Annotated in this window: 16 protein-coding genes; 1 reads left to right on the forward strand and 15 read right to left on the reverse strand. The window is 61.5% G+C overall.

Annotation, left to right across the window (positions count from 1 at the left end; translation table 11 throughout):
• Positions 1–28: 28 nt before the first annotated feature.
• Genes accD through AB5405_RS01455 form a run of 10 tightly spaced genes read right to left on the reverse strand, consistent with a single transcriptional unit; the run spans position 29 to position 9,205 of the window.
• Positions 29–1,747: an acetyl-CoA carboxylase, carboxyltransferase subunit beta gene (gene accD, locus AB5405_RS01410; RefSeq protein ID WP_368137335.1), complete on the reverse strand. Its 1,719-nt coding sequence runs from the start codon at positions 1,745–1,747 to the stop codon at positions 29–31.
• Positions 1,740–3,083 (reverse strand): acetyl-CoA carboxylase biotin carboxylase subunit, encoded by a 1,344-nt coding sequence (locus tag AB5405_RS01415; RefSeq protein ID WP_368137337.1) that lies wholly within the window; start codon positions 3,081–3,083, stop codon positions 1,740–1,742. Before AB5405_RS01415 ends, accD begins: the two co-directional genes overlap by 8 nt.
• Before the next feature lie 10 nt (positions 3,084–3,093).
• Entirely contained in the window at positions 3,094–3,516 is a 423-nt protein-coding gene (fabZ, locus tag AB5405_RS01420; protein ID WP_368137338.1) for a 3-hydroxyacyl-ACP dehydratase FabZ, read from the reverse strand.
• A 9-nt stretch (positions 3,517–3,525) separates the two neighbouring features.
• A complete protein-coding gene (gene accB, locus AB5405_RS01425; RefSeq protein ID WP_368137339.1) occupies positions 3,526–4,002 on the reverse strand; it encodes an acetyl-CoA carboxylase biotin carboxyl carrier protein in 477 nt (158 codons plus the stop codon).
• 3 nt (positions 4,003–4,005) lie between these two features.
• Positions 4,006–5,253 carry a beta-ketoacyl-ACP synthase II gene (fabF, locus tag AB5405_RS01430; protein WP_368137340.1) on the reverse strand — a complete coding sequence of 416 codons (1,248 nt, stop codon included), beginning with the start codon at positions 5,251–5,253 and terminating at the stop codon, positions 4,006–4,008.
• A 39-nt stretch (positions 5,254–5,292) separates the two neighbouring features.
• Complete coding sequence (fabG, locus tag AB5405_RS01435; protein ID WP_368137341.1) at positions 5,293–6,066, reverse strand: 3-oxoacyl-[acyl-carrier-protein] reductase; 774 nt, start codon at positions 6,064–6,066, stop codon at positions 5,293–5,295.
• Positions 6,067–6,096: 30 nt separating this feature from the next.
• Complete coding sequence (locus AB5405_RS01440; protein WP_368137342.1) at positions 6,097–7,023, reverse strand: ACP S-malonyltransferase; 927 nt, start codon at positions 7,021–7,023, stop codon at positions 6,097–6,099.
• Positions 7,011–7,955: an enoyl-[acyl-carrier-protein] reductase FabK gene (gene fabK / locus AB5405_RS01445; protein WP_368137343.1), complete on the reverse strand. Its 945-nt coding sequence runs from the start codon at positions 7,953–7,955 to the stop codon at positions 7,011–7,013. Before fabK ends, AB5405_RS01440 begins: the two co-directional genes overlap by 13 nt.
• A 2-nt stretch (positions 7,956–7,957) precedes the next feature.
• Positions 7,958–8,194 (reverse strand): acyl carrier protein, encoded by a 237-nt coding sequence (locus AB5405_RS01450; RefSeq protein ID WP_006235019.1) that lies wholly within the window; start codon positions 8,192–8,194, stop codon positions 7,958–7,960.
• Positions 8,195–8,245: 51 nt separating this feature from the next.
• On the reverse strand, positions 8,246–9,205 hold the full coding sequence (locus AB5405_RS01455; protein WP_368137345.1) for a 3-oxoacyl-ACP synthase III family protein: 960 nt from the start codon (positions 9,203–9,205) through the stop codon (positions 8,246–8,248).
• A gap of 176 nt (positions 9,206–9,381) precedes the next feature.
• Between AB5405_RS01455 and AB5405_RS01460 the strand changes: the two genes are divergently transcribed.
• Positions 9,382–10,158: a biotin--[acetyl-CoA-carboxylase] ligase gene (locus AB5405_RS01460; protein ID WP_368137347.1), complete on the forward strand. Its 777-nt coding sequence runs from the start codon at positions 9,382–9,384 to the stop codon at positions 10,156–10,158.
• A 116-nt stretch (positions 10,159–10,274) separates the two neighbouring features.
• Here AB5405_RS01460 and rpsJ read toward each other — a convergent pair whose 3' ends face one another.
• The 5 genes from rpsJ to AB5405_RS01485 all read right to left on the reverse strand — a co-directional run.
• On the reverse strand, positions 10,275–10,583 hold the full coding sequence (gene rpsJ, locus AB5405_RS01465) for a 30S ribosomal protein S10 (protein ID WP_022094184.1): 309 nt from the start codon (positions 10,581–10,583) through the stop codon (positions 10,275–10,277).
• A gap of 61 nt (positions 10,584–10,644) precedes the next feature.
• Positions 10,645–12,744, reverse strand: a complete 2,100-nt coding sequence (fusA, locus tag AB5405_RS01470; RefSeq protein WP_022094183.1) for an elongation factor G — start codon at positions 12,742–12,744, stop codon at positions 10,645–10,647.
• 19 nt (positions 12,745–12,763) lie between these two features.
• A complete protein-coding gene (rpsG, locus tag AB5405_RS01475; RefSeq protein ID WP_006235013.1) occupies positions 12,764–13,237 on the reverse strand; it encodes a 30S ribosomal protein S7 in 474 nt (157 codons plus the stop codon).
• Positions 13,238–13,310: 73 nt separating this feature from the next.
• A complete protein-coding gene (gene rpsL / locus AB5405_RS01480; RefSeq protein WP_006235012.1) occupies positions 13,311–13,688 on the reverse strand; it encodes a 30S ribosomal protein S12 in 378 nt (125 codons plus the stop codon).
• A gap of 544 nt (positions 13,689–14,232) precedes the next feature.
• Positions 14,233–14,817, reverse strand: a 585-nt coding sequence (locus tag AB5405_RS01485; RefSeq protein ID WP_368137348.1) for a hypothetical protein, incomplete at its 5' end; no start/stop codon positions are given.

Consider the following 14,817-nt stretch of genomic DNA (forward strand, 5'->3'; position numbering starts at 1 on the left):
CCAATATGACATGCGGGCTGTCCCTTTGTCACATCGTGCGGTACTGACCGATTGCGCGGTACTTTTCGTAGCGGAGGTTTGTGAGGGTCGCGTCGTCGAGCTGCCCAAGCGCATCGAAGGCATCAAATGCCGAGGACATGACGGCACCGGCGATCTCCTCATGCGACAGGCCCTTATCGTCAACAATGCCGTCAATGATGCCGAGCGCCAGCAGATCGGGGGCCGTGAGCTTAAGCGCCTCGGCGGCCTCATTCGCGCGCTCGGTATCCTTCCACAGGATCGACGCACAGGCCTCGGGGCTCACGACCGAATAGGCCGAGCTCGAGAGCATCAGGATGCGGTCGGCCACGGACAGCGCCAGCGCGCCACCAGAGCCGCCCTCGCCTGTCACCACCGAGACAATCGGCGTCTTAAGGCCGCTCATCTCCATGAGGTTCTGGGCAATCGCCTCACCCTGGCCGCGTTCCTCGGCACCGATGCCGCAAAACGCGCCCGAAGTATCGACCAGGCACAGAACCGGTCGACCAAACTTTTCGGCCTGGCGCATCAGGCGACGCGCTTTGCGGTAGCCCTCGGGATGTGCCATACCAAAGTTGCGACGCATGCGCTCTTTGGTCGTGGTGCCGCGCTCGATGGCGATGACCGTTACGGGGCGTCCGTCTTTCCAGCCAATGCCAGCCACCACAGCAGCGTCGTCGCCAAAGTAGCGGTCGCCGTGCAGCTCCACAAATCCATCCAGGCCCAGCGAGATCATCTCGCCTGCCGTGGCGCGATCTGCCGAGCGGGTCTGCTTGACAATCTCGAGCGCGGTTTTTGGTGCGGTCGAGCGCTTGAACAAGTGTCCCAGCTTTTTGCCACGGCGACCCGTATGCACGATCTCATGCGGTGCCCCCAAGCCGGGCGCGTGCCCTTCGTGCAGCGCCAGCAGCTCGCCTACCGTGAGCGCAATCTCGCCACGCGGAACAACGGCATCGCAAAAGCCGTGCTCCAGTAAAAACTCGGAGCGCTGGAATCCCTTGGGCAGGCGCTTGTGCATGTTCTGCTCGATCACGCGCGGGCCGGCAAATGCCGTCAGGGCATCGGGCTCGGCCAGGATAATATCGCCCTCCATGGCAAAGCTCGCGGTTACGCCTCCGGTCGTGGGGTCAGTGAGCACCGTGATATACAGGCCGCCCGCCTCGCTATGGCGCCTAACCGCCGCAGAAATCTTGGCCATCTGCATGAGCGAGGTCACGCCCTCCTGCATGCGGGCGCCACCCGATACGGTAAAGCCAACGACCGGCAGTCCCAGCTCGGTCGCACGCTCAAATGTGCGGCAGATCTTCTCGCCCACCACGGAACCCATCGAGCCCATCATAAAGTTGGCGTCCATAAAGAAGAGCGCCGTATCGCAACCGCAGATTTTGCCCTTGCCGCACACAACGGCATCGCGCTCGCCCGAACGTTCGCTCACGCTCTTGAGCTTGTCGGCATAGCCGGGAAACGAAAGGAAGTCCTCCGGCGCCAGACTGGCATCCCATTCCTCAAACGTGCCCTCGTCAATCGTCATGCGCATGCGGTCGCGCCCGCTCACGCGAAAGTGTTTGCCGCAACGAGGGCAGACCTCGAGGTTGTCGTGCAGGCGCGCCTCATCGATCACGCGGCGGCACTCCGGGCACTTGATAAACACGTGGCGCGCGGGAAACTCGGCGCACGACTCGGTCATCGGTCCCTCGAGGACGTTGACCGTCTTCGCTTTTCTATTCATCAGCATAGAGATGCCCCATTAGATCGGTGTGATACATGCCCGACAAGAACTCGTCGTTTGCCAGCACGTCGAGCTGAAGCTCGCTGTTTTCGCTCACGCCCTCAATCACGAGCTCGCCCAGGGCCGAGCGCATCTTGCGAATGGCGCCGTCACGTGTGGGCGCACACACGATGAGCTTGCCGAGCATGGAGTCGTAGTACGGCGAAACTTTCGCACCGGCAAACATGGCGGAATCCCAGCGCACGCGCGGACCACCCGGCACACGCAACGCGGTGACCGTTCCGCATGACGGCAGAAAGTCCGGCGTTTCGGCATTGATGCGGCACTCCATAGCGTGGTTGCGGACCGGCATGTCCTCCTGCTCAAAGGGCAGAGGCTGGCCGGCCGCCACGCGCAGCTGCCACTTGACCAAGTCGGTATCGGTCACAAACTCCGTAACCGGATGCTCCACCTGTAAGCGCGTGTTCATTTCCATAAAGTAGAAATTGCCGTCGTCCGAATACAGGAACTCGATGGTACCGGCTCCTTCGTAGCCGACGGCACGAGCCAGGTCACGCGCTGCCTTGTGCATGCGAGCACGAATGTCGTCGTGTCCGTCGAGGCACGGCGCGGGGCTCTCCTCGATTAGCTTTTGGTTGCGCCGCTGCACCGAGCACTCGCGCTCGCCGAGCGAAAACACATGGCCCTGCTTATCGGCCATAATCTGTACCTCAACGTGATGCGCCGGCGCGACGAACTTCTCCATGTAGCACTCGCCGTCGCCAAAAACGGCCTCGCCCTCGGCTCGTGCTTCAATAAAGGCCTTTGCCGCATCTTCCACGCGCTCGACCTTACGAATACCGCGACCGCCGCCGCCCGCACGCGCCTTAATAAGCACGGGGCAGCCAATGCGCTCAGCCTCGGCCGTTGCCTCCTCGGGACTTTTGAGCAAATCGCAGCCCGGAACGATGGGCACGCCCGCCGCGGCAGCCGTTCGACGTGCGGCGTCCTTGTCGCCCATGCTGTCGATCACCTTGGCCGAAGGACCAACAAACGCCAGGCCATACTTGTCGCAGTCGCGCACGAAGCTCGCCTTCTCGGAGAAAAAGCCATAGCCGGGATGAATTGCCTTAGCTCCCGACTTCACGGCACAGGTGAGCACAGCATCGTCGTTGAGGTAGCTCTCGGCAAGACGCGGGCCGCCGATGCAATACGCCTCGTCGGCAAGCTGCACGTGCAGCGCGTCCGCATCGGCCGTGGAGTAGACGGCGACGGTCTTGATGCCCATATCGCGGCACGCGCGGATAACACGGACCGCGACTTCGCCGCGGTTGGCGATGAGCACTTTGTCGAACATGAAGCCTTCCTTAACTTTCGCGCATGAGTGCAAAAGACATATCGGCGCGGCAGCAAACCTCACCGTTGACGCTCGCAGTACCCGTCGCAAAGCGGAACGGCCCGCGCGCACGCGTGATGGAGCACACCAGATCAACCGTGTCGCCCGGGCGCACCGGACGCTTAAAGCGCACCTTGTCCAGACTCGTGTAGAACGGCGTCGCGCCGCGCGCCTCCTCATCGCCCATCAGCAGCACGCAACAGTTTTGGGCGAGCATCTCGCACTGAATCACGCCGGGGACCACCGGGTTTCCCGGAAAATGCCCCTGCAAAAAGTACTCGTCGCCCGTGATCGTGATCTTGCCGTGGGCCTCGTCGCCCACCAGCTCGGCCTCGTCGAGCAAAAGCATCGGTTCGCGATGCGGCAACAGTTCCTTAAGCTCTTCTTTGTTCATGGATATCACCTATCCGATCCTCATGAGGCAGCTGCCGAACTCCACGAGGTCGCCGTCGGCCACGCAGATCTCGAGCACCTCGCCATCCGCCTCTGCCGTCACCTCGTTGAGAACCTTCATGGCCTCGATGATGCAAAGGGTCTCGCCAGCCTTGACCTTGGAGCCCACGTGCACAAACGGCTCGTCGCCCGGCGCCGGGGCAGCATAGAAAACGCCGACCATGGGAGCGGTCACCTCGGTGCCCTTGGGCTCCGGTGCGGCGGCAGGTGTCTGCGCGGCGGGCTCCGGTGCGGCGGCAGGCATGGCGACGGGAGCCATCGCCGGAGCAGTCACGGCACCCGGCATAGGCATGGGCACGGCAACCGGCTGCGCGGCGCTCGCGCGCTCGAGTTCGACCGCGGTGCCATCGGGCTCCTCAACGCGTACGCGCGTGAGGCCGCGGTCCTCCATAACATCGGCTATCTCGGCAAGTCTTTTGGAATCCATGCTCTAGCTCCTCGTATATCTACGCAGCGCGATGGCGGCGTTGTGCCCGCCAAAGCCCAGGTTGGTCGAAAGCGCCCAGGTAAGGTCGGCGCGAACCGCGCGATTGGGCGTGTAGTCAAGATCGCAGGCGGGATCGGGCGTGTGGTAGTTAATGGTCGGCGGCACCACGCCCTGCTCGAGCGCCATGGCGCAGGCCATGACCTCGATGGCACCCGTGGCACCGATCATGTGGCCGGTCATCGACTTAGTCGACGAGACGTGCGCGGCGCGCGCCGCGTCCTCGCCGAGCGCACGCTTAATGCCCGCCGTCTCGGACGAATCGTTGAGCTTGGTCGAGGTGCCGTGGGCATTGATGTAGAGGCCCTCGGAAGGCTTGACGTCGCCCTCGGTCACCGCCAGCGATATCGCGCGGGCAATGCCGGCAGCCTCGGGATCAGGGCTCGTGATGTGATAGGCATCATCGGTGTTGCCGTAGCCCACGACCTCGGCATAAATGTGCGCACCGCGCGCCTGCGCATGTTCCATGCTCTCGAGTACCAGCACGCAGGCGCCCTCGCCCATCACAAAGCCATCGCGGTCTACATCGAACGGGCGGCAAGCCGTCGCGGGATCAGGGTTGGTGGTCAATGCGCGGCAGGACGTAAAGCCCGCAACGGCATCGGGGATAATTGCGGCCTCGGCACCGCCGGCGAGAATCGCATCGGCATAGCCGTGCTTGATGGCGCGGAACGCCTCGCCCACCGCATGGGCCGAGGTTGCGCACGCGGTCACCACGGGCAGGGTCGGGCCCTTTGCCTTATGGCGAATCGCGATGTTGCCCGAAGCCATGTTGGGAATCATCATCGCGATCATATAGGGCGATGCGCGGCGGGGCCCGCGGTCGGCAATCGTATGGACGTTGTCGACAAGCGTCTGCATGCCGCCCACGCCCGAGCCCACGTAGACGCCCAGGCGCTCGCGATCGATGGCGCCTTCGACATCAAAGCCCGCATCGTGCATCGCCTCGTCCGAAGCTGCCATCGCAAACTGAACGCAAGGGTCCAGATGCTTGGCGTCACGCTTGCCAAAGTACTCGTTGCCGTCAAAGCCCTTGACCTCGGCCGCCACCTTGACGGCAAATGCATCGGTATCGAAGTGCGTAATCGGGCCGATGCCGCACGTGCCAGCGCACATTGCCGCCCAGGTGGCAAGCGCGGTGTTGCCGAGCGGCGATACGGCACCTATGCCGGTGATTGCAACTCTCTGTTCCATCATGGTCTCCTCATCCAAGCCGTTCTTCGGCCCTGATTTCTACATCGCCATTCCGCCGTCAACGCGTACAACCTCGCCCGTAATGTAGGAAGCCGCATCGCTCGCCAAAAAGCGCACCACGCCGGCCACTTCCTCGGGGCGCGCCATGCGCTTAAGGGGAATCTGCTCCTCGGTTGCCGCGCGAACCTTCTCCGAGAGCTTTGCCGTCATATCTGTCTCGACAAACCCGGGGGCGACCGCGTTCACTCGTACGCCGCGGGGCGCAAGCTCGCGCGCCACCGCCTTGGTCAGGCCGATCACGCCCGCCTTGGAGGCAGCGTAGTTGGCTTGCCCGGCATTGCCCATCAGGCCCACAACCGAGCTCATGTTGACGACGCAGCCGCCGCGCTGGCGCATAAAGGTCTTGGTGAGCGTGCGCGTCATGTTAAACGTTCCTTTAAGATTGACATCGAGCACACGATCGAAGGCGTCATCGCCCATGCGCATGAGCAGGCCATCGCGGGTGATGCCAGCGTTGTTGACGAGCGCCCAAATGGAGCCAAAGTCGTTGAGGACCGCTTCCACGCACGCGTTGACGGCAGCGGGATCGGCCACGTCGCATTGATATGCGCGAGCTGTGGCACCAGCGGCCTCGCAGGCTTCGCACGTCTCGCGCGCCGCATCGACGCTGCCGGCATAAACGACGGCGATATCAAAGCCGTCCTCCGCCAGACCGACAGCGCAGGCGCGGCCGATGCCGCGCGAGCCGCCCGTGACCAGTGTCACGCGGCGCGATCCGTCGCGCTCGAGCGTGCCGTTGTTCAAGTTGCCCATGTCATTCCTTTCGGGTTACAGCCCTGTGGACTATGCGAGCTCGTCGGCAATAGCTGCGACCTGCTCGGCCGTCTCGCACGAATACACACGAACGTCGCTCAACGTTCGCTTGACCAGGCCGGACAGCGTTTTGCCGGGGCCGACCTCAATAAATGTGTCGATGCCTTGATCCTGCAGAGCATGCAGCGTATCGACCCAGCGCACGGCATGGCTCACCTGATTGGCCAAGACACCCGATGCCGTCTGGGGGTCCGCCGGATAGGGCGCCGCTGTCATATTTGCCAAAACAGGAATGAGCAACGGGGACGGCGCGTGACCGGCCTCAATATATGCGGCAAGGCCACAGGTCGCCTCGGCCATATAGGGGCTATGAAATGCACCCGACACCGCGACCTTCATGGCGCGGCCGCCAGCCTCTTTTACTAGGACGTCGAGCTCCTGCAGCGCCTCGGGCGCTCCGGCCACAACCGTCTGCTGTGGGCTGTTGTAGTTGACTGGCCAGCAGTCCTCGCCGGCCTGTTTTGCCAGGCCCTCGACTTGCACCGCATCGAGCTTGATGACGGCACGCATGCCGCCGGGGTGACGCTCGGCAGCCGCGGCCATCAGCGCCGCGCGCTCGCACACGAGCTCAAAGCCCGCTCGCGTATCGAATGCCCCCGCAAAGGTGAGCGCGGCGACCTCGCCCAGCGAGAATCCCGCACAGGCGGCAGGCACCACGCCGCGCTCACGCAGAGCGGTAGCCGCCGCCAGGTCGTGAACGAACACGCACGGCTGCGTGTTCTCGGTCTGCGAGAGCTCCTCCTTGGAGGCGCTCCGGCACTGCTCGCTGGTCCCCGGGCGCACCTCGTCGACAATGGCGAACACCTCGGCGGCCGCCGGCGATGCCTCGATCAGGTCGACGCCCATCGCGGGGTGTTGGGCACCCTGGCCGGCAAACAGAAACGCTACGCTACCCATGCGGACGCACCCTTCAGGACGCGCTCGGCGCCATCGACCAGATCGTCAACGATTTCACGTGCGCTCTGGCACTCGTTGACCATGCCGGCAATCTGTCCACACAAAAACGAACCCTCTTCGTAATTGCCGTCCTTGGCGGCCTTGCGAAGGGCGCCCGTGCCCATGGCCCCGAGCTCTTCGGAGCTTGCGCCCGCCGCCTCGCTCTTGGCATACGCGTTAGTGAAGGGGCTCTTGAGGGCGCGCACCGGATGTCCCGTCGAGCGACCGGTCGCACGCGTCGAAGTGTCGTTGGCCTTCAGGACCATCTCTTTGTACTGCTCCGAGACGGTGCACTCGTCTGCGACCAGAAAGCGCGTACCCACTTGCACGCCTTCGGCGCCCAGCATAAAGGCGGCCGCCACGCCGCGGCCGTCGGCAATACCGCCGGCGGCCACAACGGGAATGTCAACCGCATCGACGACCTGCGGCACCAGTGCCATCGTCGAGGTCTCGCCAATATGGCCGCCCGATTCGGTACCCTCGGCAACAACCGCCGTGGCTCCACGACGTGCCACGAGGCGCGCCAGCGCCACCGAGGCAACGACCGGGATGACCTTGATGCCCGCCTCGTTCCACGCCTTCATGTACTTGGCGGGATTGCCGGCGCCCGTCACGACGACCGGCACTCGCTCGTCAATCACGACCTGCGCGACCTCGTCGGCAAACGGGCTCATGAGCATGACGTTGACGCCAAAGGGCTTATCCGTCCTGGCGCGCAGCTCGTGAATCTGGTCGCGCAGCCAGTTGGCGTCGGCGTTCATGGCCGCGATAATCCCTAAGCCACCCGCCTCGGATACGGCCGATGCCAGCGACGCATCGGCAATCCAGGCCATACCGCCCTGGAACACGGGTTTCTCGATGCCGAGCAGATCGCAGAGAGGAGTCTTGAGCATCTCTACTTCTCCAATGCCGCCTCAACCGTATCGGCGAACTCGCCGACCGTCTTGGGGTTCTCCTCGGTATCGAGCTGGATGCCAAACTCGTCCTCAACGGCGACGAGAATCTCGACGGTGCCCAGGCTGTCGAGGCCAATCTCCTCGAGCGTGGACTCGGGCTTCATCTCGACGTCGTCAAGGCCGGCGGTCTCGCGGATAACGTCGCAAACGCGCTCGAAGGTCTTCTGATCTGCCATGGTAGTTCTCCTTTGTTTGTGCCCTAGGGCGTTTTTATTTCCTATGTGCGACTACTTCCAACGAAGCAGATAGCCACCTATATCCAGACCGGCGCCAAATCCAACCAAGGCGATGGTGTCGCCCGTGTGAAGTGCACCGGCGTTTGCCAGCCGGTCGAGGGCAAGCGGAATGCATGCGCTCGAAATGTTGCCGGTCTCGCGCAACGTGCGAACCACGCGCTCGTCCGGCACGCCCAGGCGCTTGACCGCCTGGCTCAGGATTCGTTCGTTAGCCTGATGGAATACAAAATGATCGATGTCTTCGACCGAAATGCCCGCATCGCTCGCAAGCTTATGGACCGTGTCGCAGATGGCGTTGACGCCGAACTTGAACACACGGCGGCCGTTCATGGACAGCACGCTCTCGCTATCTGCGGAGGCCTTAAACGGCGAGATGCCGACCAGACCGGGAACGCGCAACGTCTCGACGTCGGGCGCCGTCGAAAGCTCAACGGCAAGGGGGCTGTCTCCCCCAGCCTCAATCACTGCGGCGCCTGCCCCATCGCCAAAGAGCACGCAGGTGGCACGGTCGGTCCAGTCGAGCGCACGCGTCATCTGCTCGGCAGCAACGACAAGCGCGCGCTCGGCACGGCCGCGGGCGATATAGCCCTCGGCGACATCGAGCGCAAATACGAAGCCGGCGCAGGCCGCCGAGACATCGAAGGCAGGGCACGTCGCGCCTAGTCGCTCAGCAACGGCACACGCCTCAGCGGGAACAAGGTGGTCACCCGTCGTCGTCGAGCAGACGATCAGATCCAGCTGGCTCGCGTCGATTCCGGACACCTGGAGTGCCCGCTCGCTCGCCGCTACGGCAAGGTCGTCAAGTGACTCGGTGGTGCAGACGTGGCGGCTCTTGATACCGGTGCGGGTAAAAATCCACTCATCCGAGGTATCGAGGAACTCAGACAGCTCGTCATTGGAAACACTGCGCTCAGGAAGCGCCGAGCCTGTTCCAAGAATCGTGAAACCCATCACTAGCCTCCTTTGCGTTGTTGACGTGTTTACATCGACCAAGAGAGGATAGCGCATTTTAGACGTTGTTGACGTGTTAACATTAAATTGTCCAAATGCGACAAAGGCTTCACATTGTGTCTATCTCTCGACACCATTACGCGATTGCCTTATTAACTTAGGAGGTAGCAACCGTTATGGATGCCAAATTAACGATAGTCGACGTAACCGGATCGACCAACGATGACCTGCTCGAAGCAGGAAAACAGGGAGCGCCGCACGGCACAGGACTTGCCGCCCGGGCTCAAACAGCAGGACGCGGCCGGCGCGGGCACAAGTGGGACTCAACCGTCGGCAACTTATTGCTTTCGATTGTCCTGCGCCCATGCGTTAATCCAGCAAAGTTCTCTGGTCTTGCCGCCGTCAGCGGCCTGGCGGTGCTCGAAGCACTCGAAAAGCAGGGTCTTGCAAACGAGATTCGCCTTAAATGGCCCAACGACCTTGTCGCGCGAGGACGCAAGCTCGGCGGCATTCTGGTCGAGGCCGCACGCGATAACGAAGGCAAGCCCTTCGCCGTCTGCGGCATTGGCGTCAACGCAAACTACACGCCCCAAGAGGTACCCGATGGCGGCCTGGCGGCAATTGGCCTCTCGGACCTTAACGAGAGCGTTCCCACCGTCAACATGCTCCTCGATGAGGTCTATCACGCAGTTATAGACGCTGTAGATGCGTGGGCAGAGCGTCTTAACGCCATGGAAGAAGACGCCGGACCGCTCGCGCCCGTCCACGGCGAATATGTCACTCACCTCAATTGGATTGGGGAGCATGTTATCGCCCGTTCCCCTGCCGGCGACGAGCTGGCACGCGGCATCTTTAAAACCGTCGATGGCTTTGGTCGCGCGTGTATCGAAACGGAAGGCGGTTTGCGATCCTTCCATTTTGAGGAGGCATCGCTGCGTCCCGCGAGCGAATAGGGCGCCACAGCCAGCCGCTCGGCAGCCTTATCCGGCGGTCCAATCCCATCACGCTAAACAAAAGGGCCCCGCTACCGTAACGGCAGCGGGGCCCTTTAAGCTATGAGCGATATCGCTTAGAGCTTGATGTCGATGTCGACGCCAGCGGGGAGGTCGAGACGCATGAGCGAATCAACGGTGCCCGAGGTGGGGTCGAGGATGTCGATGAGGCGCTTGTGAGTGCGCATCTCGAACTGCTCACGGGAGTCCTTGTTCACGTGCGGCGAGCGGATAACCGTGTACAGGTTGCGCTCGGTGGGCAGGGGGACAGGACCGGAAACGCGAGCGCCGGTCTTCTGAGCGGTCTCGACGATGAGCTTCGCGGACTGATCGACGACCTCGTGATCATAGCCCTTGAGGCGAATGCGGATCTTCTGGGTAGCCAACTTAAACCTCCAAAGAGTGCGAGAGATGTTCTCGCAGGATTACGTAACAGGGAGCTCGAACTTAGGCGTTCTTGCTCATGACCTCGTCCACGATGGACTTGGGCGCGGGCTCATAAGAGTCGAACTGCATCGTGTAGGATGCACGGCCCTGGGTCTGGGAGCGAAGGTCGGTAGCGTAACCGAACATCTCGCCCAGCGGCACCTTGGCACGGATGAGCTTGCTGTTCTTGCGATCCTCCATGCCCTCGATCTTGCCGCGGCGACCGGAGAGGTTGCCCATAACGTCGCCCATGTACTGCTCGGGGGTCTCGACCTCGACAGCCATGATCGGCTCGAGCAGCTGCGGATCGGACTTCTTGAGGGCGTCCTTGATAGCCATGGAACCGGCGATCTTGAAGGCGGCCTCGGAGGAGTCGACCTCGTGGTAAGAACCGTCGAACAGGGTGACCTTAACGTCGAGGACCGGGAAGCCGGCGATAACACCGGTGTTCAGGGCCTCCTGGATGCCCTTGTCGATGGACGGGATGTACTCCTTGGGCACGACGCCGCCGACGATAGCGTTGACGAACTCGTAGCCGAAGCCCTCCTCCATCTTCTCGAGCTTGATGACAGCGTGGCCGTACTGACCGCGACCGCCGGACTGACGGACGAACTTGCCCTCAGCCTTCTCGACGTCGTGACCAGCGGTCTCGCGGTAGGCAACCTGGGGCTTACCGACGTTAGCGTCAACCTTGAACTCACGGAGCAGACGGTCGACGATGATCTCGAGGTGCAGCTCACCCATGCCGGCGATGATGGTCTGGCCGGTCTCGTGGTTGGTGGACACCTGGAAGGTCGGGTCCTCCTCGGCGAGCTTGGTCAGAGCCAGGGACATCTTGTCCTGCTCGGCCTTGGTCTTGGGCTCGATGGCAACGTCGATAACGGGCTTAGCGAACTCGATCTTCTCGAGGACGATCTCCTTGCCCTCGGCGCACAGGGTGTCACCGGTGGTGGAGTTCTTGAAGCCGACGCAAGCGACGATGTCGCCGGCGGCAGCGTCGTCACGGTCGATACGCTCGGCGGCGTTCATCTCAAGGATGCGGCCGAGGCGCTCACGCTGACCGTTGGAAGCGTTGACAACGTAGGAGCCGGACTCGGCGCGGCCGGAGTAAACGCGGACGTAGGTGAGCTTACCGACGAACGGGTCGGTCATGATCTTGAAGACCAGGCCGGAGAAGGGCTCGTCGAAGGAAGGATGACGCTGGATCTCCTCGCCGGTGTCCGGATCGGTACCGGTGACGGCCTCGACGTCGAGCGGGCTGGGCAGGTAGTCGACGACAGCGTCGAGCAGCTCCTGGACGCCCTTGTTCTTGTAGGCGGAGCCCACGAAGACGAGGTTGAGCTCGTTGGCCAGAACGCCCTTACGCAGAGCAGCCTTGAGCTCCTCGACGGTGAAGTCCTCCTCCATGAGGATCTTCTCCATGAGCTCGTCGTCAAAGCTGGCAGCAGCGTCGAGGAGCTCCTCGCGCTTGGTGGCAGCGATGTCGGCAAACTCAGCCGGGATCTCGTCCATCGGCTCGGGGTAGGTCATGCCCTTCTCGTCGGCCTTGAAGTCCCATGCAGTCATGGTGACCAGGTCGATGACGCCCCAGAAGTTGTCCTCGGCGCCCATCGGGACCTGAGCGGCCACGGCGTTAGCGTCGAGACGATCCTTCATGGTCTCGATAGCGTTGAAGAAGTCGGCGCCCACGCGGTCATACTTGTTGATGAAGGCGATGCGGGGGACGTTGAAGGTAGAAGCCTGACGCCAAACGGTCTCAGACTGGGGCTGAACGCCGGCAACGGCGTCGAAGACGGCAACAGCGCCATCGAGGACGCGCAGGCAGCGCTCGACCTCGGCGGTGAAGTCAACGTGGCCCGGGGTGTCGATGATCTGGATGCGGTAGTCCTTACCGTCCTTGTTCCAGAAGCACGTGGTAGCAGCGGAGGTAATGGTTACGCCGCGCTCCTGCTCCTGAACCATCCAGTCCATGGTGGCAGCGCCCTCATGGACCTCACCGATCTTGTGGGTCTTACCGGTGTAGTAAAGAATACGCTCGGTCGTGGTGGTCTTACCGGCATCGATGTGAGCCATGATGCCGATGTTACGGGTATCGGAAAGCTTGTACTTAGGCTTAGCCATGTTAGTTCCTTACCTTAACTTACCAACGATAGTGAGAGAACGCGCGGTTGGCCTCGGCCATCTTGAAGACGTCCTCACGCTTCTTGACGGAAGCGCCCAGGCCGTTGGAAGCGTCGAGAATCTCGTTGGCGAGACGCTCGGCCATGGTCTTCTCCTTGCGAGCGCGGGAGAAGTTGACGATCCAGCGGATACCCAGAGCGGTGGAGCGACGGGAGTTGACCTCCATCGGGACCTGATAGGTAGCGCCACCGACACGCTTGGGCTTAACCTCGAGCGTGGGCTTGACGTTGTCCATAGCCTTCTTGAAGGTAGCGAGAGCGTCGCCACCCTCGGACTTCTCGGCAACGATCTCGAAAGCGGTGTAAACGATGCGCTCAGCGGTGGCCTTCTTGCCGTCAAGAAGGACCTTGTTGATGAGCTGAGTCACCAGGCGGTTGTTGTAAACGGCGTCAGGCTGAACCTCACGACGATTAGCTGCTGCACGACGCGGCATGTGAAATCTCCTTAAGTGTCTACCGTGCGGCGCTTAGGCGGCACACGGCGAAAGTATCAAAACGTTATCTGGCTTATTTAGCCTTGGGGCGCTTAGCACCGTACTTGGAACGGGCCTGCATACGGTTCTGGACCGGAGCAGCGTCGTAGGCGCCACGGATGACGTGATAACGGACACCAGGGAGGTCACGGACACGACCGCCGCGGACGAGCACGATGGAGTGCTCCTGCAGATTGTGGCCCTCACCCGGGATGTAAGCAGTAACTTCGATGCCGTTGACAAGGCGAACACGGGCAACCTTACGAAGAGCCGAGTTCGGCTTCTTGGGGCTCGTGGTGAAGACGCGGGTGCACACGCCGCGCTTCTGGGAGTTGTGCTGCAGAGCAGCGTTCTTGGACTTCTTGGGCACGGAACGACGGCCCTGGCGAACCAGCTGGTTAATAGTAGGCAAAGCGTACTCCTTCTCGAATGATTCCAGCTTTCTGTAAAGTGCAACGGCTTGAATCGAGGGGTCAGCATCCCCCTACGAAACACGCAGTTCGATAGGATACGTGGCGTTAGCTGTGTCGTCAACAGACCACGCCGCCGGGCGTATCCTAAAATACCCACATTTCCGCAAAGCCTACACAAAAGGAATCCCCTTCTGTGCGCGTGGGCGGATTCCCGGTCCGGGCGGCACAGGGGTTAAGTTTGCTGCTCTACAGTCCTGGCTCGCACGGAGGCCACATTAAGTGGCCTCCGGCTCGTGCGGAACTCGCGACAAACTTAACCCCTGTGCCGCCCGGCCCGGGAATCCGACGTGCTCGTCGGGGCAACGTTCCCTGCCAAAAAGGGACAGGTTTATTTTGGTCGGTTTTATCTGGGAAAACGCCACTCTTCACGGTGATCCGCATCCATTTGCTACGTTCTTCCGAGAATCAGACGAATAACGTCCAATCCACTCGTCCATATAACGCTAAAAAGGCCGCTTCCCCCCTTGGGAAGCGGCCCAGACTTTACGAATAAACGATGGTAAAGGGTACTTCTGTTTCGGTCTCTCCTGTTGACGTGTACCTCGTGCCCTCAAGCGTTACTGAGACCACTTGGTCGACATCGATCAACTTCGTTGGCAGCCAGATGTTCTCTCCGCTATTGCGCGCATAAGAAAAATATAAGTTGAACACCCCTGCGTCGTCATCTTCGATAATCTGCTCCGATCCATCCTTGTAGCTGACGGTCAGCTTATTATCAACTGCATCAATACCCAGATCATCGATGTGTGTCTGGATAGAAAACGGGCTGATCTCGAGAGGCGAGTCATCGGAGCGGAGTTCCTTTGTATCGACGTAAGCTCCAACGCTAAACTCGGGCGTCGATGCCTCGAACGGCTTCGCATCCTCGCCTTCGCCCTCGGTCCACGAGATATTCCAGGTGACCGCATGTTGAAAACCTCGCTCGCGATCCATAGAGGCAAAGTACATCGTGCCATTAATGACCGTGTCGCTTGATGTGTCCTTATCAATGGTGCAGCGTGTGTCAGCCCATTCCTCGCCGAAGTTCATGCTGGGCGTGCCGATGCCTTGTTCTTCTTCACCATAGAG

This window comes from Collinsella aerofaciens, assembly GCF_040920445.1.
GTDB classification, from domain to species: Bacteria; Actinomycetota; Coriobacteriia; order Coriobacteriales; family Coriobacteriaceae; genus Collinsella; species Collinsella aerofaciens_BH.

Bases quoted from the DNA above. Each gene is read 5' to 3' on its own strand.
- AB5405_RS01455 (WP_368137345.1), bottom strand. From the start codon at position 9,205: ATGGGTTTCACGATTCTTGGAACAGGCTCGGCGCTTCCTGAGCGCAGT.
- fabG (WP_368137341.1), bottom strand. From the start codon at position 6,066: ATGGGCAACTTGAACAACGGCACGCTCGAGCGCGACGGATCGCGCCGC.
- fabK (WP_368137343.1), bottom strand. From the start codon at position 7,955: ATGCTCAAGACTCCTCTCTGCGATCTGCTCGGCATCGAGAAACCCGTG.
- rpsG (WP_006235013.1), bottom strand. From the start codon at position 13,237: ATGCCGCGTCGTGCAGCAGCTAATCGTCGTGAGGTTCAGCCTGACGCC.
- fabF (WP_368137340.1), bottom strand. From the start codon at position 5,253: ATGGAACAGAGAGTTGCAATCACCGGCATAGGTGCCGTATCGCCGCTC.
- AB5405_RS01450 (WP_006235019.1), bottom strand. From the start codon at position 8,194: ATGGCAGATCAGAAGACCTTCGAGCGCGTTTGCGACGTTATCCGCGAG.
- AB5405_RS01460 (WP_368137347.1), top strand. From the start codon at position 9,382: ATGGATGCCAAATTAACGATAGTCGACGTAACCGGATCGACCAACGAT.
- fabZ (WP_368137338.1), bottom strand. From the start codon at position 3,516: ATGAACAAAGAAGAGCTTAAGGAACTGTTGCCGCATCGCGAACCGATG.
- fusA (WP_022094183.1), bottom strand. From the start codon at position 12,744: ATGGCTAAGCCTAAGTACAAGCTTTCCGATACCCGTAACATCGGCATC.
- accB (WP_368137339.1), bottom strand. From the start codon at position 4,002: ATGGATTCCAAAAGACTTGCCGAGATAGCCGATGTTATGGAGGACCGC.
- AB5405_RS01440 (WP_368137342.1), bottom strand. From the start codon at position 7,023: ATGGGTAGCGTAGCGTTTCTGTTTGCCGGCCAGGGTGCCCAACACCCC.
- AB5405_RS01415 (WP_368137337.1), bottom strand. From the start codon at position 3,083: ATGTTCGACAAAGTGCTCATCGCCAACCGCGGCGAAGTCGCGGTCCGT.
- accD (WP_368137335.1), bottom strand. From the start codon at position 1,747: ATGAATAGAAAAGCGAAGACGGTCAACGTCCTCGAGGGACCGATGACC.